We start from the raw sequence: 20,198 nt of genomic DNA on the forward strand, positions 1-20,198 counted from the left end.
TCTATCCCTGTAGTACTAGCGGACCCGACGAGCACTCAGCGGGCGAACTACTTGAGCTCCTCGGTCTCCAACTCGACCCCCAGGCCTGGGAGTTCAATAACGTGGCCATAGGACAGCGTGCTCACGCCGCGGTAGCGGCCGGCCTGCGGCTCGCTGTACACCGTGACCGAGTCGATGTCCCGGTCGACCTGCAAGTACACGGGGATCCCGGTCTCGGCGTACGCGCGCGGCTTGTCGATGCGGTCGCGGCGATCGGTGTCCTCGTCGAAGGACGTGATATCGGCGACCATGAGGATGTCCTCCGTGGTCGCATAGACCCCCTTCCCCGCGAAGGCGCCTCGCGGCGCGAGCGTCCCGTCAGGCTTGGCACGGCCGTTCCGGTAGGTCTCGACCGTCAGGCCCCGCTCGGGGTGCAGCCATAGGTCCGGCCGCTGCTGCATGCACTTCTCGATCAGCCACATGATGATCGAGTCGTGGTCTCCGTCGGGCACAGCTTTGACTCCGAGCTTCCCGTAAAGGAATTCCAACGTGATCTTCTCGCGTGCTGCTGCCTCGGCAACGCGCTCGAACTCGTCCACTTCCCTCTGCGGCCGATGATCGGCGACGGCTGTCATCGTTCCTCCAGGAGTGCGCCCTGCCTCACGGTACCGAAAGCGGTCCGGCCCCGGGCACGTTCCCCGTACCCCCTCACCCGAACACCAGCCCCGACCCCATCCCCCACAGCAGCAGCTCTGCCCCCTCCTCGCCGGCCACCGGGTGGGCGAAGGCCTCGCCCGTGATGCGGACGCTGTCGCCCGCCGCCATCGAGCGGCCCTGGCCGCGCGGGCCCGGGATGGTGCGGTAGCCGAGCGAGCCACGGGTGAGGTGGGCGTAGCGGTAGGGGGCGAGGGGGAGGTCGGGCAGCGGGGCGAAGGGCTCGGCGGTGGCCAGCCACAGGGCCGCGTCGGAGCGGCGCAGGCGCAGGGCGGGCGTCGAGGCGTGCTCGGGCAGGCCGGAGGCGAGCAGGGTCAGGCCGTCCACGGCATCGGAGGCGGTGACCGAGCGCAGCCCGTACGAAGGGGCGGTGCCGAAGACGTCGGGCTGCAGCCACATCTGCACGAACCGCACCGGCCCCTCCGCACCCCCCACGTTGCGCTCGGTGTGGGAGACCCCCGACCCCGCGCTCAGGTGCTGCACCATCCCGGGGCGCACCACCCCCGCGTGCCCTTCGGAGTCACGGTGCGCCAGCGCGCCCTCCAGGACCCAGGTGAGGATCTCGGTGTCCCGGTGCCGGTGCTCCTCGAAGCCGGCCCCGACCGCCAGCGTCTCCTCGTTGCACGCCTGCACTGCGGCGAAGTGCAGGTTCTTCGGGTCGTAGTGCCCGGAGAAGGAGAAGGCGTGCCGGGTCAGCACGCCGGGGGCGGGCTCGGAGGAATAGCGTTCGGCGGCTCGGCGCAGGTCGGCCCGGGGGCGCTCGGGGTCGGTCACCTGACCCACCGTAGTGGTGCCGGACGGGGGCGGGCGCGAAATGCGGGCGCGCGGTGAGGCAGTCTTGTCCCTGTGCCAGACCGTTCAGATGTCTCCGACCCCGCCCGGCCGAACCAGGGCGCGGCCGCGTCCGCCCCCGGCGACGACGCGGCCAAGGCCGCCAAGCCCCGGCGCGCGCCGCGGCGCACCGCCGGCGGCTCCGGCGGCACCGCCGCGGAGCGCAAGCTGGCGGCCGAGCGGGCCGAGCTGCGCGCCGCGACCCTGAAGCGGCTGGAGAAGTCGGCCGGCAAGCTGGCCACCGCCGCCATCGCCCGGATGGACGACCAGCTCGGCTGGTACCGCCGGATGCCGCCGGAACACCGGTCCTGGATCGGCCTGGTGGCCCAGGCCGGCATCGCCGCCTTCACCGAGTGGTACCGCCACCCGGAGGCCCCGCAGGCGATCTCCACCGACGTCTTCGGCACCGCCCCGCGCGAGCTGACCCGGGCCATCACGCTTCGTCAGACCGTCGAGCTGATCCGCACCACCATCGAGGTGATGGAGGAGGCGATCCCGGAGGTGGCCGCCCCCGGCGACGAGGAGGGCATGCGCGAGTCGGTGCTGGTCTACGCCCGGGAGATCGCCTTCGCCACCGCCCAGGTCTACGCCCAGGCGGCCGAGGCGCGCGGCGCCTGGGACGCCCGGCTGGAGGCGCTGGTGGTCAACTCGCTGCTCTCCGGGGACGCCGACGAGGGGGTGCTGTCCCGGGCCGCCGCGCTCGGCTGGGGGCAGCCCAGCCAGGTGCGGGTGGTGATGGGCAGCGCGCCGGACGGGGACAGCGAGGCCGTGGTGGAGGCGATCCGCCGGGCCGCCCGGTACGCCCGCCTGCACGTACTGACCGGGGTGCTGGGCAAGCGCCTGGTGGTGGTGGTCGGCGGGGACAAGGAGCCGGTGCACGCCGCCCGCGCCCTGATCGGCCAGTTCGCCCCGGGCCCGGTGGTGGTCGGCCCGACCGTCGGCGACCTGCTCTCCGCCACCCGCTCCGCGCACGCCGCCGCGGCCGGTCTGAAGGCCTGCGCCGCCTGGCCGGACGCCCCGCGCCCGGTGCTGGCCGACGACCTGCTGCCCGAGCGGGCACTGGCCGGCGACCAGGTGGCGCGCCGTCAGCTGGTGGAGGAGATCTACACACCGTTGGACGAAGCCGGCTCGGCACTCCTGGAGACGCTGAGTGTCTATCTGGAGCAGGCCTCCTCCCTCGAGGGCGCCGCCCGAATGCTCTTCGTTCACCCGAATACCGTGCGCTACCGGCTTCGCCGTGTGACTGATGTCACTGGCTACGCCCCCTCGGACGTGCGTTCGGCGTTCACGCTGCGCATCGCCCTGGCTCTGGGCAGGCTCGAGTCGGCCTCGGACTGAATCGGTCACCCTGTAGGGATCCCACAATCCACGCTACTTTTCTTCGTTACCGTCGCCTACCCGCCCTCGGGCGCCTGGCGAGAGAGGGTTGAACCGTGCTCGTTATCGTCGCCCCTGGACAGGGTGCCCAGACTCCCGGCTTCCTCAGCTCCTGGCTGGAGCTCGACGGCATGCCCGACCGGCTCGGCCGCTGGTCCGAGGTCGCCGGGCTGGACCTGGTGCACTACGGCACCGAGGCCTCGGCCGAGGAGATCAAGGACACCGCGGTGGCCCAGCCGCTGCTGGTGGCCGCCGGCCTGCTGACCGCCCGCGCGCTCTTCCCGGACGAGGAGCTGGCCCGAAAGCTGGTCGGCGCGGTGGCCGGCCACAGCGTCGGTGAGATCACCGCCGCGGCCGCGGCCGGTGTGCTCTCGGCGCGCGACGCGCTCACCTTCGTGCGCGAGCGCGGCCGGGCGATGGCCGAGGCGGCCACCGTCACCGAGACCGGCATGACCGCGGTGCTCGGCGGTGACCCCGAGGAGGTCGCGGCCAAGCTGGCCGAGCACGGCCTGACCGCGGCCAACAACAACGGCGGCGGCCAGATCGTGGCGGCCGGCACCCTGGACCAGTTGGCGGCGCTGAAGGCGGACCCCCCGGCCAAGGCGAAGCTGATCCCGCTCAAGGTGGCCGGCGCCTTCCACACCAGCCACATGGCCCCGGGCGTCGAGCGCCTGGCCGAGCTGGCCCCCACCCTGACGGTGGCCGACCCGGTGCCGGCCTACATCTCGAACAAGGACGGCGAAGTGGTCGCCTCCGGGGCCGAGGTGCTGGCGCGGCTGGTCTCGCAGGTCTCCAACCCGGTCCGCTGGGACCTGTGCATGGAGACCATCGAGCAGCTCGGTGCGACCTGCGTCATCGAGGTCTCGCCGGCCGGCACCCTGACCAACCTGGTCAAGCGCAACGTCAAGGGCGTGGCCACGCTCGCCCTGAAGACCCCGGACGACCTCGACAAGGCCCGCGCCCTGGTCGCCGAGCACACCGGTGAGGAGACCGCCGCATGACCGACGCCCCCGAGGCCCCCCAGATCCGCCCCGCCACCGGCGCCGCGTACTCCCGCATCCTCGGTGTCGGCGGCTACCGCCCGGTCCGGGTGATCCCCAACTCCGAGGTGCTGACCTGGATCGACTCCTCGGACGAGTGGATCCGCACCCGCTCCGGCATCACCGAGCGCCGCTGGGCCGGCGCCGACGAGACGGTCGCCGAGATGTCGGTGCAGGCCGCCGGCAAGGCCATCGCGCAGGCCGGCATCGACCCGGCGCAGATCGGCGCCGTGGTGGTCGCCACCGTGACCCACCTCAAGCAGACCCCGGCGATCGCCACCGAGATCGCGCTGCGGCTCGGCTGCCCGACCGCCCCGGCCTTCGACATCTCGGCGGCCTGCGCGGGCTTCGGCTACGGCCTGAACCTGGCCGACGGCATGATCCGGGCCGGCAGCGCCGAGTACGTGCTGGTGATCGGCGTCGAGCGGCTCAGCGACCTGACCGACAAAAGCGACCGCTCCACCGCCTTCATCTTCGGCGACGGCGCCGGCGCCGCCCTCGTGGGCCCCTCGGACACGCCCGGGATCGGCAAGGTCATCTGGGGTTCGGACGCCTCCCAGAAGGACGTCATCACGCAGACCGAGGCCTGGGACACCGCCTTCGCGCTCGACGGCGCGGTGAACGGCCCGGGCGAGGAGACCAGGTGGCCGGCCCTGCGGATGGACGGCCAGCCGGTCTTCCGCTGGGCCGTGTGGGAGATGGCCAAGGTGGCCCAGCAGGCGCTGGACGCCGCCGGGGTGACGGCCGATCAGCTCGGCGCCTTCATTCCGCACCAGGCCAACATGCGGATCACCGATGCCATGATCAAGGCGCTCAAGCTCCCGGCCTCGGTGCCGGTGGCGCGGGACATCGCCGAGACCGGCAACACCTCCGCCGCCTCCATCCCCCTGGCGATGGAGCGGATGCTGGAGAGCGGTGAGGCCAAGACCGGCGACCTGGCCCTGATCATCGGGTTCGGGGCGGGTCTGGTCTACGCAGCGGCAGTCGTTACCCTCCCATAGGCACCAAAAGCGCCTTACGTACCGTCACAGTGGCGGCCCGCGCCCGCGGGTCACCGAATATCACAATGAGGAGCAGCCAAGATGGCTCAGGACAAGGACGCAGTCCTCGAGGGTCTCGCGGAGATCGTCAACGAGATCGCCGGCATCCCGACCGAGGACGTCGCGCTCGACAAGTCCTTCACCGACGACCTGGACGTCGACTCGCTGTCCATGGTCGAGGTCGTCGTGGCTGCCGAGGAGCGCTTCGACGTCAAGATCCCGGACGACGAGGTGAAGAACCTGAAGACCGTCGGCGACGCGGTGGACTACATCGTCGCCAACAGCAACAGCTGATGCACCCCTTCCCCGGGGAGCTCCGGCTCCCCGGGGAAACCCCCTCCTGGTGTCCCAGGCCGCCTCCGCACAGTGAGAGAAGACAGACCAGTGACCACTGAAAACCGCACCGTGGTAGTCACGGGTATCGGCGCCTTCACGCCGCTGGGCGGCGACGCCGCCAGTACCTGGGAAGGGCTGCTGGCCGGCCGTTCCGGGGTCCGTGCACTGGAAGAGGAGTGGGCCGCCGACCTGCCGGTGCGGATCGCCGCCCGGACCGCGGTCGAGCCCGGCGAGGTGCTGCCCCGCCCGCTGGCCCGCAAGCTGGACCGTTCGGCGCAGTTCGCGCTGATCGCCGCCCGCGAGGCCTGGGCCGACGCCGGCTTCACCACCGCCGCCACCGCCGAAGGCTCCCCCATCGCCCCGGAGCGCCTGGGTTCGGTGATCGCCTCCGGCATCGGCGGTGTCACCACCCTGCTCGACCAGTACGACGTCCTCAAGGAGCAGGGCGTCCGCAAGGTCTCCCCGCACACCGTGCCGATGCTGATGCCCAACAGCCCCTCCGCCAACGTCGGCATCGAGGTCGGCGCCCGGGCCGGCGTGCACACCCCCGTCTCCGCCTGCGCCTCCGGCGCCGAGGCGATCGGCTACGCGATCGAGATGATCCGCAGCGGCCGCGCCGACGTCGTGGTGGCCGGCGGCACCGAGGCGGCGATCCACCCGCTGCCGATCGTGGCCTTCTCCAACATGATGGCCATGTCCAAGAACAACGACGAGCCGCAGCGCGCCTCGCGCCCCTACGACAAGGCGCGCGACGGCTTCGTGCTGGGCGAGGGCGCCGGCGTGGTGGTGCTGGAGTCGGCCGAGCACGCGGCCCGGCGCGGCGCCCGGGTCTACTGCGAGGCGGTCGGCCAGGGCCTGTCCTCGGACGCCCACCACATCGCCCAGCCCGAGCCGACCGGCTCCGGCGTGGCCCGTGCGCTGGCCCACCTGCTCGAGTCGACCGGCCTGGACAAGGCCGAGGTGGTACACGTCAACGCGCACGCCACCTCCACCCCGCAGGGTGATGTCGCGGAGATCAAGGCGCTGCGCAAGGAGCTCGGCGAGCACCTGGACCACGTGGCGATCTCGGCCACCAAGTCGATGACCGGTCACCTGCTCGGCGGCGCCGGCGGCATCGAGACCGTCGCCACCGTGCTGGCCCTGCACCACCGCCAGGCCCCGCCGACGATCAACGTCGAGGACCTGGACGACGAGGTGGCGGCCGACATCGTCCGGTTCGAGCCGCGCGAGCTGCCGGCCGGCCAGATCGCCGCGCTGAACAACTCCTTCGGCTTCGGCGGCCACAACGTGGTGCTGGCCTTCCGCACCGTCTGACGCGTCGCCCGACGGCTGCCCGGTGGCCCCGACCGCGCCTGCGGCCGGGGCCACCGGCATGACTCCACTGACGCGGTGTCAGACCACCTGGTGCAGCCAGCGCACCGGGGCGCCCTCGCCGGCGTAGCGGAACGGCTCCAGCTCGTCGTCCCAGGGCTTGCCGAGCAGCCGGGAGATCTCGGCCTCCAGGTCGGAGCCCTCGCTGCGGGCGCGCAGCAGCACCGCGCGCAGCCGGTCCTCGGGGATCAGGATGTCCCCGTGGATGCCGGTGACGGCGTGGAAGATGCCCAGCGCCGGAGTGCTGGAGTAGCGCTCGCCCTCCGCACCGACGCAGGGCTCACTGGTCACCTCGTACCGCATCAGCTGCCAGCCGCGCAGCGCGGAGGCCAGCTTGGAGGCGGTGCCCACCTCCCCCTGCCAGGACAGCTCGGAGCGGTACTGGCCGGGGGCGGCCGGCTGGCGGATCCAGTCAAGGTTGACCCGCACACCTAGTACGCCCGCCACCGCCCATTCGACGTGCGGGCACAGCGCGCGGGGCGCGGAGTGGACGTACAGAACTCCACGTGTCGTCACCGGGACCTCCTGGCTGTGGACGAGGGTCGCCTTCCCCAGCTGCCTCGTGCCGGTGCCGTTCGGTCCTGGGTGCCACTTGGCTCGGCTCCTGCCCGTTTCCTGCTCAGGTGAATCGACATTCGGTGACTAACTTGAGCAAAACGGACAGGCTTCAACCATGGTAGTCAGTTCGCGGGGGAGGTCTACCCCTGATCGGTATCTCTCCCCCGAACGGCGGCATCCGGTGGCGCACGCAAAGCGCCGCGCGCCCCGGCGGACTTCCGCCGGGACGCGCGGTGGTGACGCCCGACCAGCTGACCTGCCATCAGCTGGACCGGCGTCGGACCATGGGGGTGGGCCGGGTCAGCCCTCCAGCCGGACCACCATCTTGCCGGTGTTGCCGCCGTGCAGCAGGCCCAGGAAAGCGTCCATGGTGTGCTCGATGCCCTCCACCACGGTCTCCTCGTAGGCGAGCTCGCCGCTCTTCAGCCAGCCGGCCATCTCGGCCACGAACTCGGACTGCATTGCCGCGTGGTCGCCGACCAGCATGCCCTCCAGCCGCAGCCGCTTGCCGATCGCCAGCGCCAGGTTGCGCGGGGCGGCGGGTGCCTGGGTGTCGTTGTACTGCGCGATCGCGCCGCACAGCACCGCTCGGCCGTGCACGCCGAGCGCGGAGATGGCGGCCTCCAGGTGGTCGCCGCCGACGTTGTCGAAGTACAGGTCGATGCCCTCGGGGGCGGCCTTGGCCAGCTGCTCGGCGACCGGGGCGTCCTTGTAGTTGAAGCCCGCGTCGAAGCCGAACTCGTCGACCAGCTTGGCCACCTTCTCGGCCGAACCGGCCGAGCCGACCACCAGCGAGGCGCCCTTGAGCTTGGCGATCTGGCCGACCAGCGAGCCGACCGCGCCGGCCGCGCCGGAGACGAAGACCCGGTCCCCCGGCTGCATGGCGCCCACCTTGAGCAGGCCCGCGTAGGCGGTCAGGCCGGGCATGCCGAGCACGCCCAGGTAGTAGGAGAGCGGCGCCCGGCTGCCGTCCACCTTGACCGCCTGGGCCGCCTTGACGGTGGCGTACTCGCGCCAGCCGCCGAAGTGCAGCACCGCGTCGCCGACCTCGAAGCCCTCGGCGGCCGAGGCCACCACATAGCCCACCGCGCCGCCGTCCATCGGCTGGTCCAGCTGGAACGGCGGGGTGTAGGACTTCACGTCGTTCATCCGCCCGCGCATGTACGGGTCGACCGAGAGGTAGGCGTTGCGGACCACGATCTCGCCCGGCTCGGCGGCCCGCACCGGCGCCTCGACCAGCGCGACGTCGGCCGGGACCGGCCAGCCGTTGGGGCGGGCCTTGAGGTGCCACTCGCGGGCGGTGGTGGGGACGGACTGCGCTGCCATCGAGATACTCCTGACCTGAAAGGTTGAGTTACTGAAGCAACCGTGCACCTGAAAGGTTCAGGATGTCAAATATTCAGGTAGAATCCAGTCATGGAGACTCAGCCTGCTACCGATGACCTGACCCGCGAGGTGGTCGACCTCATGGCGGGGCTGGTCGCGCTCTTCCACCGCGAGTACGAGGAGGCCGCCGCCGCCCGCTCGCTCACCGGAGCCCAGGCCAAGGTGCTCGCGCTGCTGCGGCGCGGACCGATGCCGATGCGCCACATCGCCCAGACCCTCAGCTGCGAACCCTCCAACATCACCGGGATAGTCGACCGGCTGGAGCTGCGCGGCTTCGTCACCCGGGAGGCCGACCCGCAGGACCGCCGGGTCAAGCTGGTGGCCGCCACCGAGGCCGGCCAGGACGCCTCCGCGGAGCTGCGCGAGTCGCTGAACTTCGCCCGCGAGCCGCTGGCCGCGCTCGGCGAGGACGAGCGCCGCACGCTGCGCGACCTGCTGCAGCGGATGCTGACCGGCGCCACGCTCTGACGGTCGCAGCCCACCGCTGACGGTCGCAGCCCACCGCTGACGGCACCCGCAGCGCGGCCGACCGGACACGCCTCACGGCTGACGGGACCCGCTCCCCGGCTGACGGCACGCCGACCCGCCTCCGGGCTTCGAGAGTCGACGACGCGTCAGCCGACCGGGTTGAACCACCGCCAGAGCGTGCGCCCCGCCCACAGCAGCACCGCGTAGCCGAGCACCACCAGCGCCAGCGGGCCGTAGGCGGCCACCGGCAGCGGGGCGAAGCCCAGCGCCCGCCCGAGGGGGCCGAGCGGCAGCAGCACCCCCACCACCGCCAGGCCCGCCGCCGCCCACTGCACCGGGCGCGGCGGGCGCGGCCGCGGGCCGGCGTCGCCCAGGCAGTAGAGCACCGGCAGCGCCAGCGCCTGGGTGATCAGGTTCTCGGTGAACCAGGCCGTGTGGAACGCCCCCTGGGCGGCCGCCCCGCCGAGGTCCGCACCGGACCAGCGCACCGCCCCGAAGAGCGCGAGGTCGCTGACCGAGTTGAGCAGGCCGAACACGGCGGCGAAAGCGGCCAAGGTCCCCCAGGGCAGCCGTACCGGCCGACCGCTGGGTCGGATCGTGCGGCCGCCGACCGCGAAGGAGAGCTGGGCGGCGTCGAAGCACAGGTTCTGCAGCAGCACCTGGACCGGGAGCATCGGCAGGAACGGCAGCAGCACGCCGCCGACCAGCATCGACACCGAGTTGCCAAGGTTGCAGGAGAGCGCTATCCGCAGGTAGGCCGCCACCCGGGCGACCGCCTCGCGCCCGGCCGCCAGCGCCCGGCCGGCCGTAGCCAGGTCCTGGCCGCCCAGCTGCAGGTCGGCCCAGGCCCGGGCGGCGCCGACCGCCCCGGCGGTGGCGATGCCGACGTCCGCGGCGCGCAGGGCCGGCACGTCGTTGACTCCGTCCCCCAGGAAACCGACCGTTCGGTCGGCCCGTCGCAGGGCTCGCACGACCCGGGCCTTCTGCTCCGGGTCACAGCGGGCGAACACTGCCCCGCCTGCGGCTGCCGCGGCCAGCTCACGGTCGGTCAGCGCAGCCAGCTCGCCGCCCAGCAGCACCTGGGCGACCGGGAGCCCCAGTTGCCCGCACAGCCGGGCCGCGCTGCCCGGGTGGTCGCCGGTCAGCACCGTCACGCGGACCTTGGCCCCGGCCAGCGCAGCCACCGCGCCGGCCGCCGACTCGACGGGCTCGTCGGACAGTGCCACGAAGCCGACCAGCTCCAACGGCCCGTCCGGCTCCGGCGCACCCAGCCGCGCCGGGCCCTGCGCACGGGCCACCGCGAGCAGTCGCAGCCCGGACCTGGCCTGCTCCGCGACCAGCGCGGCCAGCCGCTCCCGCTCGTCGGCGCCGGGCCCGGCGCACCGCGCCAGCACCGCCTCCGGCGCACCCTTGACCACCAGCAGCCGCCGCCCGGCCCCGCCGAGCAGCACCCCGCCGGTGCGCTGCACCGGGTCGAAGGGCAGCACCTGGCGCACCGTCAGACCGGCCGGACCGCCGGGCAGCCCGGCCGTCTCGGCGGCGAGCAGCAGGGCCTCGTCCAGCGGGTCGAAGTCCTCGGCCTCCGCCAGCGCCGCCTCGGCCGCCACCGCGGCCCAGCGCAGCGGCGCCGAGGCGGGGCGGCCGTACGGGTCCAGGCCGCCGACCACCGCGGCCTCGCCGCTGGTCAGGGTGCCGGTCTTGTCCAGGCAGAGCACGTCGAGCGCGCCCAGCTCGCCGACCGTGCCGGGCCCGCGCACCAGCAGCCCCTGGCGGCCCAGCTGCCGCCCGCCGCGGGCCAGCACCGAGCTGACCACCACCGGCAGCAGCTCCGGGGTCAGCCCGACCGCGGCCGCCACCGCGAACGGCAGCAGCGAGCGGCTCCAGCCGTGCAGCAGGCCGTCCGCCAGCACGGTGGCCGGCACCGCCGCCGCCATGAAGAGGATCAGTGCCCGCACCGCCCGACGCACCCCGCGCTGCACGGCCGAGGGGCCTGCGGCCGATCCGGCCCGGCGGCCCGCACTCCTGAGCCGCCACCGGCCTGACGGTGCGCCGGCCGACGGAGCTGACGGTGCGTCGGCCGAGGGGTCCGCGGCCGGGCGCGGCCACCGGGCCCACTCCGGCGCCGGCTGCTCGCTCGGACGGTGGGCGGCGCCGAACCGGGTGGCGGCGCCGGTGGCCAGCACCAGGGCGGTGGCGGTGCCGGTGCGCACGGTGGAGCCGGCGAACAGCAGGTGGGGTTCCTCGAACGGGGCGGCGGCGGCCGGCGGCGGCAGGTCCGGCGCGTGGCGCGGCACCGGCTCGCTCTCCCCCGTCAGCGCCGACTGGTCCACCGTCAGGCCCTCGGCGCGCAGCAGCCGCAGGTCGGCCGGCACCGCGTCACCGCCGGCCAGCCGCACCACGTCGCCCGGGACCAGTTGCTCGGCCGGCAGCTCGCGGGCCAGCGGGAGTTCGGCCGCCACGGCCCGGCGCAGAACCGTCGCCGTGGCCGGCAGCAGGTCGCGCAGCTCCCGCAGGGCCGACGCGGAGCGCCGTTCCCCGGCCAACCGCAGCCCCACCGCGGTCAGCACCAGGAGCCCGAGTATCACTGCGGTACCGACGGAGTCGACCGCCGTGCTGACCACGGTCAGGGCGGCCAGCAGCGCGGTGAACGGGTCGGCCAGCGCGGTCAGGGTGCGGCGGAGCCGGCCGGGGCCGGGCAGCGGCAGCACGGAGTTCTCGCCGTACCGGGCCAGCCGCTCCTCGGCCTGCTGCTCGGTCAGCCCGCGCGGCGTGCTGTCCAGCAGCCGCAGCAGGGGATGCCGGCCCAGGCGGGCGGCTCCGGCCGGGCGGGCTGCGGCACTGGCCGGTCGGACGGAGCGGGCCGCGGCGCGACGGGCGCCGGGCAGCGGCAGCGAGCGCTCCCCGCGCTCAGGCACCGCTGCTCCGCAGCAGCCGGACCACCTCGCCGCCCGGAGCCTGCGGGTCCAGCTTGGCCACCATCAGCCGCACCAGGTTGGCCACGTGCGGGTCCTCCACCTCGTAGACCTGGCGGCGGCCCTCGCGGCGGTTGGAGACGATGCCGGCCAGTTTGAGCTTGGCCAGGTGCTGGCTGACCGCCTGCAGGGTGCCACCGACCCGCTCGGCCAGCGTGCCGACGTCGGCCTCGCCCTGGCTGAGCACCCAGACGATGTGCAGGCGCATGGTCGAGGCGAGCAGGCCGAAGTTGGCCGCCGCCTGCTGCAGAAGCTGTGGGGAGGGGTCGTCGAGCTTGGTCCAGCCCGTCATCCTTATCGCCCTCTCCGTGATCGCAAGGCGCTCAGTCTAGCTCTGGCGCCCTGGAGCGGACAGGGCGGTTCCGGACTTCTCGCCGTGCTCCCCCGACCGGCCGCCACGCGGGGCGGTGGCCCGCGCCGGCCGCCCGGCGTGCGAGAATTCGCCGGTCCAGTGTGCCGTGCCGGTGGGGAGTTCGTGTGATAGGCAGCCAGCGGGCCAGTGCGCGGGCGCAGGGGCGCCGTGCCGCGGACGGGCGGCGCAACCTCGAACTGGCACTGCTCGGCTTCGCCCTGCTGGCCTGCCTGTTCGCCTACATCGACGCCGACGAGGCGATGTTCGGCAAGCTGCCCCCCGGCCTGCTGGTCTACGGGGTCTCGTTCACCGGGCTGGCGCTGGCCGCGCACCTGGCGGTGCGCCGGTTCGCCCGGTACGCGGACCCGCTGATCCTGCCCTGCGCGGCCCTGCTCAGCGGGCTCGGCCTGGTGCTGCTCAACCGGCTCGACAAGTCCTACGCGATCATGCACGCCGTCAAGGGCGACTTCCAGAAGCTGCCCAGCGCACCCTCGCAGGTGATGTGGCTCTTCCTCTCGGTGGCCGCGGCGATCGTGCTGATCGTGGCCGTCAAGCACCACCGGTTCTTCCAGCGCTACGTCTACCTGATCATGGTCGGCGCGCTGGTGCTGCTGATGGCGCCGGCCTTCTTCCCCGGCGACAGCTACGGCGCCAAGCGGTGGATCCGGCTGCCCGGCATCTCGCTGGAGCCCGACGAGTTCGTGAAGCTGGCGATCTGCATCTTCTTCGCCGGCTACCTCATGGTCAGCCGGGACGCCCTGGCCCTGGTCGGCCGCAAGGTCATGGGCCTGAGCCTGCCGCGCGGGCGCAACGCCGGGCCGGTGCTGGCGATCTGGATCATCAGCCTGCTGGTGCTGATCTTCGAGCGCGACCTCGGCACCTCGCTGATCTTCTTCGGCGTCTTCATCGTGATGCTCTACGTGGCCACCGAACGGACCAGCTGGACGGTGCTCGGCCTGCTGATGGCCGTCGGCGGCGCCACCGTGGTCGGCACGCTGGAGCCGCACGTGCACGGCCGGGTGGAGGCCTGGCTGCACCCGATGGACGCCTTCAAGCCGAACTCGCTCATGTCCCCGCAGCCGGCCGAGGCGCTGTTCAGCTTCGGCACCGGGCATCTGACCGGCACCGGCCTCGGGCAGGGTCGGCCCTGGCTGATCGGCTTCGCCGGGCGCAGCGACTTCATCTTCACCACGGTCGGCGAGGAGCTCGGCCTGGCCGGGGTGACCGTGGTGCTGCTGGTCTACGTGCTCTTCATCCAGCGCGGGCTGAAGACGGCGCTGACCCTGACCGACCCGTTCGGCAAGCTGCTCGCCACCGGTCTGGCCAGTGCGGTGGCGCTGCAGATCTTCGTGGTGGTGGGCGGCGTCACCGGGCTGATCCCGCTGACCGGCAAGGCGCTGCCGTTCCTGGCCGCCGGCGGATCCTCGACGATGGCCAACTGGCTGCTCACCGCGCTGCTGATCAAGCTGAGCGACGCGGCCGGGCGCACCCAGCTGGAGCCGGAGCCGGAGCCCTCCGGGACGATCGCGCCGATCCCGGCACCGGCGGCCGCGGTCGCCGCGCCGGACGCCCAGGCGGAGGCCGGGGCGGCCCGCGAGACCGGGGCGGACCAGACCATGTACCTGCGCGGGACGGCTGCGGGGTCGACCCCGGCCGGGGGTGGCAGCACGCCGCCGCCGTACGGGAAGGCCACCGTGCACGGGACGGCGGCGCCGGCCCAGCCCGCACCGACGCCGGTGCAGCCGCAGGCGCTGCCGGGTCAGCAGGGGGCGCCGGGCCAGCAGGGGGCCGCGCAGTCGCCGCCGTCCGGTCAGCAGATGCCCGGTCAGCCCGGATCCGGTCAGTCCGCCACGGGCCAGCCGATGCCCGGTCAGCAGCAGGGGCAGTACGGCCAGTTCGGGCAGTCGCCGGAGTCCTCCGGGTACTGACCACCCGTTACGCCGTTCGGAGGGATCCCCGGCGGTCCGCCGCCGCCGGGGGTTGCAGGCTGCCCAATACTTGCTAGATTGCGCAAGTGTGCAACTGGATGCCTGAGCGGAACGTCATCACTGTCGACTGCGTCAAGGAGCAGCCAGCCTTCTGGTCCGCCGGCGACCGTACGGAGACCCCCCGATGACCGACCGTCCAGGCAAGGAGCGCGCGAGCGGCCCGCCCGAGCGCGGTTCCACTGTACGCCGCGAGGCGGACGCCGCCCACACACGGCGTCACAAGTTGCTGAGGATCGGCGGCCTGACGGTGGCCGGCCTGGTGCTGGCCACCGTCGGCGCCGGCCTGCTGTTCTACGAGCACCTCAACGGCAATTTGTCGATCTTCAGCGGCGCCGGCATCGCCAGCTCACGGCCCCCGGTCGGGCCCGGCGACGGCTCGGGTTCGGTGCCGGTCAACATCCTGCTGCTCGGCTCCGACAGCCGGGCCGCCGGCAACGACAACCTGGCCGGCGGCGACATCGGACCGGGCAACTCGGACACCGCGATCGTGGTCCACGTGTACGCCGACCACCGGCACGCGGTGGCCGTCTCGATCCCGCGCGACTCGTTGGTCGACATCCCGCCCTGCCTGCTGCCGAACGGCAAGTGGACCGCTCCGCAGCACGGCCAGATGTTCAACACCGCCTTCTCGGTGGGCGCCTCCCCGAGCGGCAACCCCGCCTGCACGCAGAACACCGTGGAGGCGATGACCGGCCTGCGGGTCAACCACACCATCGTGATCGACTTCAAGGGCTTCGCCACCATGACCTCGGCGGTGGGCGGGGTGCCGGTCTGCGTGCCCAACGACGTGAGCGGCTTCGGCATCCACCTGAAGAAGGGCCGCCAGGTGGTCTCCGGGCAGAACGCGCTGGACTACGTGCGGGCCCGGCACGGCATCGGGGACGGCTCGGACATCGGGCGGATCAAGCGTCAGCAGGCCTTCCTGGCCGCGCTGACCAGGAAGATCCAGGACCAGGGCTTCGACCTGACCACCCTGCTGCCGCTGGCGGACGCGGCGACCAAGTCGCTCACCGTCGACCCGGACCTCGGGACGGCGATGAAGCTGGCCGTCTTCGTCCAGTCGATGCGCTCGATCAAGCTCGCCGACGTCAGCTTCGTGACCGCGCCCTGGCGGTACGCCGGCGAACGGGTCGCGCTGGTGCACCCGGACGTCGATACCCTGTGGACACTGCTGCGGCAGGACCGCACCCTGGACGGGCAGAGCACCGGCCAGGTGACCGATCCGCCCTCGGCCGCACCGGCCGCCGCCTCGCCCGCCGACCCGACGGTGGCGGTCACCGTGCTCAACGGCACCCAGACCCCGGGACTGTCACTGGTCGGGGTGCGCCAACTCAGGGCGCAGGGGTACCAGAACGTGGTCTCCAGCACCGAGGGCACCGACCACGCCCTCACCACGGTCGGCTACACCGCCGGCCACCGGGCCGACGCCGAACAGCTCGCCCGGCACTTCCCCGGCGCCGAACTGAGCGCCACGGCGGAGGCGGCCACGCCGCTGACCGTCACCCTGGGGGCCGACTACGCGGCATCGGCCGCGCCGTCCGCCACCACCGAGGCCTCCGACGCCTTCGGGTCCTCGCCCGCGTCCTCGGCTGCTTCCGCTGCCGATGCCGGTTCCGCCGCCGCCTCCGCTACCGCCTCGCCGACGGGGCTGCCCAGCGGGATCGCGCAGAACACCCGGCCGGGCACCGCGGACCCGTGCGCCGGCCTCGTCTACTGATCCCCAGCTCGGAAGGAACTTCGCCCACCATGAACCGGGGGGACCACAGGTCCACCGACGCCGCCGCGCTGCGCCTGGCCGCCGCAGTCGCCGAGATCGAGGGGCTGCACGCCGCCCTCCTCCACACCGCCGACCCGGGCCGCCGCAAGCGCCTGCTCGCCGAACTGGCCCGCGCCGCCGAGCGCCTGGCCGCCCTGGCGGCCACCCCGCCGGGCCGCGTCCCGGGCCAGTCCCGCGGCAACTCCGCCCGGGCCCGCCGCCGCCTGGCCGTGCTGCGCGGCGCGGAGTGGCTGACCCGCCGCCTGCGCTGACCGCCCGGGGGGCCCGCGGGCGCTGCCCTGCTCGCCCGGGACACCGGACAGCAGGCCCCCGGGCCGACCTGCCGCCCGGGGACCTGCCGGCGCACTTCTTCGGTGGCTGCACCACGGGCACGGCCGCCTGGGCCCACCGGCCCCTGGCCTACCGTCACGGAGCCCGGAAGCTGCCCGCCCCGGTCACGTGCGTCCCGTAGCCGGGGGCCAGCTGCCCGAGGGTCAGCGCGTTCTCCGTGAACGGCAGGGTGCACCAGCGGTCGGCGTACACCGTCACCGTGGCGTCGGTCTGGTTGTTCAGCACGTGGGCGAACGGCGGCAGTTGGGTGCAGCCCTGCGGGTCCTGGTAGACCGTCAGCGGCTCCAGCTGGGTGGAGTACACCACCACCTGACCGGTGGCGGCCTGGGCGGGCGCGGCGGCCACCCCGGTCAGGGTGGCGGCGGCGAGCATCACGGTGAGTACGGTTCGGCGCATGGCCAAACGATCACACAGAGCGATGGTACGTAGGCAACCCAATGGGCCCGGGATCCACCGTACGGCCGATATTCTTCCGACGAATCGTCAAGACGGTGCCACAAAGGCCCTACCGAACGAGTGAACTATCAGCCGGCCGCCGCCACCCCGCACACCCGGTGCCCTAGGGTTCTCCCTGTCGGAAGCTGCCTGCCCCGCCGGAGCGACCGCACCGCGTCGATCCGTACCGCGTTGGTAGGGCGGGTGGGACTCGAACCCACGACCCAGGGATTATGAGTCCCCTGCTCTAACCGGCTGAGCTACCGCCCCGAACCCACCGCGGCGGACCAGCCACTCGCGTGGCCCTTCCGTCGCAGCACAGACGGCCCTGCCGGGCCGCCTCGGGCAGCATATCCGGTCGATCAGCCGTGATGCGCGCCGGGGGCGCACCAGGGGGGCGCACCAGGAGTGCGCTCCCGAGGCCCCGATCGGTCCGCCCCGGCGGCGCCCGAGCAGCGTGCCGCGGCCGGCGGCCGCCGGTGGTGCGGCCGCGGAGCGGTGGCGGACCGCGGCCGGTCGGGTGAAGCTGAGGGGCAACCGGTGCTGGAGGGAGTCCCCATGACGGCGCGCAAGTTCAGGCCCGCCCTGGCGCTGGCGGTGCTGGCCGCCGTCAGCGGCTGCGGCTCCGCCGGCGGCAGTGCGGCCGGCAGCAGCAGCCCGCTCTGGGTCACCACCCCGGCCGACGGCTCACCTGCCGCGCCGAGCGACAGCCCCGGCGGCCACGGCTGGAACCGGGACCGCTTCCTGGCCGCCTTCGACAAGCACAAGGGCACCACCCGCACCGCCTCCCCCACCGCGGTCAACGCGCTGATCGGCGCCGTCTTCACCAACGACTCCTCGGGCGACCACTTCTGCACCGCCAGCGTGGTGGACAGCGCCGGGCAGAACCTGATCGTGACCGCCGCGCACTGCGTCTACGACCCGGGCATCGGCCAGCGCAACGACCTGGTCTTCGTCCCCGGCTACCGCAGCGGCGAGGCACCCAACGGGGTCTGGCCGCTGGCCGCGATCACCGTGGACCAGAGCTGGGCCGCCAACGGCAACCCCGACCTGGACGTGGCCTTCGCCGTGGTCCAGCCGCAGAACGGCAAGCAGGTCCAGCAGGTGATCGGCGCCAACAAGCTGGGCATCGACAAGGGCTACCAGCTGCCGGTCAAGCTCACCGGCTACCCCAGCTCGGCCGACGCCCCGATCACCTGCGTGAACACCACCACCGAGCAGAGCAGCACCCAGCTGCGGATCGACTGTCCGGCCTACACCGGCGGCACCAGCGGCAGCCCCTGGGTGACCGGCTTCGACCCCGCCACCAGGACCGGCGTGGTGGTCGGCGTGATCGGCGGCTACCAGCAGGGCGGCGACACCCCCGACACCTCGTACAGCAGCTACTTCGGCGACCCGGTACAGGCGCTCTACGACCGCGCCACCAGCTGACGCCGCCACCGCCTCCCTGGCGTCGGCCGGGGCCCGCCTGGTAGAGCTTGGTCCGACATCCGGCGCACCGCGTGCCGGACAGGACCTGAGAGGTGGCGGATGGCTCGGCGGCGGACGGCTGCGCCCACCCGGACGAGCCGGCGGGCGGGCACGGCCCCGGTGCTCTACCTGGCGCTGGCACCCGCGCTGGCGCTGACCGGCTGCACCCCGAGCGCCCACGGCGCCCACCCGGGCCCCGCGCTGACCGCCGCCACGGCACCCGCGGACTCCGCCGCCCAGCGGATCGGGGTGCTGCGCCTGCCCGCCCAGAACAACCAGCGCTCGTGCACCGCCAGCGTGGTGGACAGCCCCGACCGCGACCTGCTGGTCACCGCCGCGCACTGCGTCTACACCGCCGGGGTCGGCCCGGTGGACGGGCTGACCTTCGCCCCCGGCTACCGCGACGGCGCCACCCCGCTCGGCGAGTGGGCGGTGGACAAGGTCACCGTGGACCAGCACTGGCAGGACTCCGGCGACCCCGAGTACGACGTGGCCTTCCTCAGCGTGCGCCCCAGCGACGGGCGGCGGATAGAGGACGCGGTGGGCGGCAACCGGATCGGGGTGAACCGCGGCTTCAACCTGCCGGTCACCGTCACCGGCTACCCGTACGACCACGAGACCCCGGTGACCTGCACCACCCGGACCAGTGCGCAGAGCTCGACCCAGCAGCGGTTCGACTGCGGCGGCTTCCCCGACGGCACCAGCGGCAGCCCGTGGCTGACCGACCAGGGCGAACTGGTCGGCGTGATCGGCGGCTACCAGCAGGGCGGCGACACCCCCGACGTCTCCTACAGCGTGAGCTTCGACGACCGGGTGCTCGCGCTCTACCGGCGGGCCACCGGCTGAGCCGGCCCGCCCGCGGCGCCGGGAACGACGAACGCCCCCCGGCCTGGGCCGGGGGGCGTCGAAGCAAGCTCCTCCAATTGGACTCGAACCAATAACCTGCCGATTAACAGTCGGCTGCTCTGCCAATTGAGCTATGGAGGACTGCACCTGCCAGGGACCGGGACGACCTGAGGCCGACTCAGTTCCTGCGCTCCCCCAATTGGACTCGAACCAATAACCTGCCGATTAACAGTCGGCTGCTCTGCCAATTGAGCTATGGGGGATTGTGTTGGCTGCTGCGGGCACCGTGAGGTGCTCGCTGCGGGACATACATTAGCGCATCCAGGGGGGTGCTCCGCCAATCGCTTTCCCGCCCGGGCCCGGCCCCGACCCCGCTCACCTCGCCCGACGCCCGCCCGGTCGCCCTCCCGCCCGCCCGCTCGGCGCGCCCGCCGGGCGCCCGGGCCGCCCGCCGGGGATGCTGGGGGCACCGCGCCGTCCGCCGGACCGGGAGGTTCGCCGGCGGCCGGGACGGGTAGGGCACCGCGGCACAGTGCCGCAGACGAGGGTGGAGGCCGGAAGATGAAGTGGAAGCTGTCGTTCATGATGGGGGCTGCGGCCGGCTACGTGCTGGGAGCACGGGCCGGCCGACAGCGCTACGAGCAGATCGCCGCGGCCGCCCAGCGGGTGGCCGCCAACCCGCGGGTGCAGGACGCCACCCAGCGGGCCAGGGAGTCGGCCGGCCACGCTGCCGGGCGCGCGGTCGAGGTGGTGACCGACAAGGTCGGCGAGAAGCTGCCGAACGCGGTCACCGAGCGGGTGCCGTACTTCAACCGCCGCCAGCAGGACGACAGCTGGGGCACGGTGCGCTCGTAACCGGACGGTCACCACCATCGCGGGTGGGCAACACTTGGCGCAGCCGCTCGATGCCCGGGCACCGGCTGCGGCA

At 73.3% G+C, this 20,198-nt stretch carries 19 protein-coding genes and 3 tRNA genes; 12 read left to right on the forward strand and 10 right to left on the reverse strand.

Translation table 11 applies throughout. The features are described 5' to 3' along the window. Positions 1–47 precede the first annotated feature (47 nt). Both C7C46_RS24880 and C7C46_RS24885 read right to left on the reverse strand, forming a co-directional pair. Positions 48–614 carry a Uma2 family endonuclease gene (locus tag C7C46_RS24880; protein ID WP_110672153.1) on the reverse strand — a complete coding sequence of 189 codons (567 nt, stop codon included), beginning with the start codon at positions 612–614 and terminating at the stop codon, positions 48–50. 73 nt (positions 615–687) lie between these two features. After that, positions 688–1,467 (reverse strand): pirin family protein, encoded by a 780-nt coding sequence (locus tag C7C46_RS24885; RefSeq protein WP_245984847.1) that lies wholly within the window; start codon positions 1,465–1,467, stop codon positions 688–690. Between the two features lie 225 nt (positions 1,468–1,692). On the opposite strand from C7C46_RS24885, the gene C7C46_RS24890 reads away from it, so the two are divergent. The 5 genes from C7C46_RS24890 (at position 1,693) to fabF (ending at position 6,631) form a co-directional block, all read left to right on the forward strand. After that, the gene (locus tag C7C46_RS24890; protein WP_110672174.1) at positions 1,693–2,862 is read left to right on the forward strand and encodes a PucR family transcriptional regulator; all 1,170 of its coding nucleotides are present in this window, start codon (positions 1,693–1,695) and stop codon (positions 2,860–2,862) included. A 95-nt stretch (positions 2,863–2,957) separates the two neighbouring features. Continuing rightward, on the forward strand, positions 2,958–3,902 hold the full coding sequence (locus tag C7C46_RS24895) for an ACP S-malonyltransferase (protein ID WP_110672154.1): 945 nt from the start codon (positions 2,958–2,960) through the stop codon (positions 3,900–3,902). Continuing rightward, a complete protein-coding gene (locus C7C46_RS24900) occupies positions 3,899–4,942 on the forward strand; it encodes a beta-ketoacyl-ACP synthase III (protein ID WP_110672155.1) in 1,044 nt (347 codons plus the stop codon). The genes C7C46_RS24895 and C7C46_RS24900 overlap by 4 nt, the downstream gene beginning before the upstream one ends. 81 nt (positions 4,943–5,023) lie before the next feature. Then, positions 5,024–5,275 carry an acyl carrier protein gene (locus C7C46_RS24905; protein ID WP_110672156.1) on the forward strand — a complete coding sequence of 84 codons (252 nt, stop codon included), beginning with the start codon at positions 5,024–5,026 and terminating at the stop codon, positions 5,273–5,275. Between the two features lie 90 nt (positions 5,276–5,365). Beyond that, positions 5,366–6,631 carry a beta-ketoacyl-ACP synthase II gene (gene fabF, locus C7C46_RS24910; protein WP_110672157.1) on the forward strand — a complete coding sequence of 422 codons (1,266 nt, stop codon included), beginning with the start codon at positions 5,366–5,368 and terminating at the stop codon, positions 6,629–6,631. Positions 6,632–6,709: 78 nt separating this feature from the next. Here fabF and C7C46_RS24915 read toward each other — a convergent pair whose 3' ends face one another. Both C7C46_RS24915 and C7C46_RS24920 read right to left on the reverse strand, forming a co-directional pair. Continuing rightward, a complete protein-coding gene (locus C7C46_RS24915; protein WP_110672158.1) occupies positions 6,710–7,204 on the reverse strand; it encodes a DUF3145 domain-containing protein in 495 nt (164 codons plus the stop codon). A 342-nt stretch (positions 7,205–7,546) separates the two neighbouring features. Then, positions 7,547–8,572, reverse strand: a complete 1,026-nt coding sequence (locus C7C46_RS24920; protein WP_110672159.1) for an NADP-dependent oxidoreductase — start codon at positions 8,570–8,572, stop codon at positions 7,547–7,549. Positions 8,573–8,662: 90 nt separating this feature from the next. Between C7C46_RS24920 and C7C46_RS24925 the strand changes: the two genes are divergently transcribed. Further along, positions 8,663–9,100, forward strand: coding sequence for a MarR family winged helix-turn-helix transcriptional regulator (locus C7C46_RS24925; protein WP_110672160.1), 438 nt, complete (start codon positions 8,663–8,665; stop codon positions 9,098–9,100). A 146-nt stretch (positions 9,101–9,246) separates the two neighbouring features. Here C7C46_RS24925 and C7C46_RS24930 read toward each other — a convergent pair whose 3' ends face one another. Together C7C46_RS24930 and C7C46_RS24935 are read right to left on the reverse strand one after the other, a co-directional pair. After that, positions 9,247–12,015 carry an HAD-IC family P-type ATPase gene (locus tag C7C46_RS24930; protein WP_110672161.1) on the reverse strand — a complete coding sequence of 923 codons (2,769 nt, stop codon included), beginning with the start codon at positions 12,013–12,015 and terminating at the stop codon, positions 9,247–9,249. Beyond that, positions 12,008–12,364 (reverse strand): ArsR/SmtB family transcription factor, encoded by a 357-nt coding sequence (locus C7C46_RS24935; protein ID WP_110672162.1) that lies wholly within the window; start codon positions 12,362–12,364, stop codon positions 12,008–12,010. Before C7C46_RS24935 ends, C7C46_RS24930 begins: the two co-directional genes overlap by 8 nt. A gap of 185 nt (positions 12,365–12,549) precedes the next feature. On the opposite strand from C7C46_RS24935, the gene C7C46_RS24940 reads away from it, so the two are divergent. The 3 genes from C7C46_RS24940 (at position 12,550) to C7C46_RS24950 (ending at position 16,440) form a co-directional block, all read left to right on the forward strand. Next, positions 12,550–14,352, forward strand: a complete 1,803-nt coding sequence (locus tag C7C46_RS24940; RefSeq protein WP_425470118.1) for an FtsW/RodA/SpoVE family cell cycle protein — start codon at positions 12,550–12,552, stop codon at positions 14,350–14,352. 184 nt (positions 14,353–14,536) lie between these two features. Further along, complete coding sequence (locus tag C7C46_RS24945) at positions 14,537–16,129, forward strand: LCP family protein (protein WP_110672163.1); 1,593 nt, start codon at positions 14,537–14,539, stop codon at positions 16,127–16,129. 29 nt (positions 16,130–16,158) lie between these two features. Then, positions 16,159–16,440 (forward strand): hypothetical protein, encoded by a 282-nt coding sequence (locus C7C46_RS24950; protein WP_110672164.1) that lies wholly within the window; start codon positions 16,159–16,161, stop codon positions 16,438–16,440. Positions 16,441–16,594: 154 nt separating this feature from the next. On the opposite strand, the gene C7C46_RS24955 is transcribed toward C7C46_RS24950, so the two are convergent. Together C7C46_RS24955 and C7C46_RS24960 are read right to left on the reverse strand one after the other, a co-directional pair. Then, a complete protein-coding gene (locus tag C7C46_RS24955; protein ID WP_110672165.1) occupies positions 16,595–16,915 on the reverse strand; it encodes a hypothetical protein in 321 nt (106 codons plus the stop codon). A gap of 232 nt (positions 16,916–17,147) precedes the next feature. Beyond that, positions 17,148–17,224 (reverse strand) — tRNA-Ile (locus tag C7C46_RS24960). A 288-nt stretch (positions 17,225–17,512) separates the two neighbouring features. On the opposite strand from C7C46_RS24960, the gene C7C46_RS24965 reads away from it, so the two are divergent. After that, complete coding sequence (locus C7C46_RS24965) at positions 17,513–18,385, forward strand: trypsin-like serine peptidase (protein WP_245984850.1); 873 nt, start codon at positions 17,513–17,515, stop codon at positions 18,383–18,385. Between the two features lie 99 nt (positions 18,386–18,484). Beyond that, complete coding sequence (locus C7C46_RS24970) at positions 18,485–19,270, forward strand: trypsin-like serine peptidase (RefSeq protein WP_110672166.1); 786 nt, start codon at positions 18,485–18,487, stop codon at positions 19,268–19,270. Positions 19,271–19,338: 68 nt separating this feature from the next. Here the strand turns inward: C7C46_RS24970 and C7C46_RS24975 are convergent. Together C7C46_RS24975 and C7C46_RS24980 are read right to left on the reverse strand one after the other, a co-directional pair. Beyond that, positions 19,339–19,411: transfer RNA gene (locus C7C46_RS24975), tRNA-Asn, on the reverse strand. 49 nt (positions 19,412–19,460) lie between these two features. Next, positions 19,461–19,533 (reverse strand) — tRNA-Asn (locus C7C46_RS24980). A 298-nt stretch (positions 19,534–19,831) separates the two neighbouring features. Between C7C46_RS24980 and C7C46_RS24985 the strand changes: the two genes are divergently transcribed. After that, complete coding sequence (locus C7C46_RS24985) at positions 19,832–20,125, forward strand: hypothetical protein (RefSeq protein WP_110672167.1); 294 nt, start codon at positions 19,832–19,834, stop codon at positions 20,123–20,125. Positions 20,126–20,198 lie beyond the last annotated feature (73 nt).

The organism is Streptomyces tateyamensis (genome assembly GCF_003205575.1).
Taxonomy (GTDB): domain Bacteria; phylum Actinomycetota; class Actinomycetes; order Streptomycetales; family Streptomycetaceae; genus Kitasatospora; species Kitasatospora tateyamensis.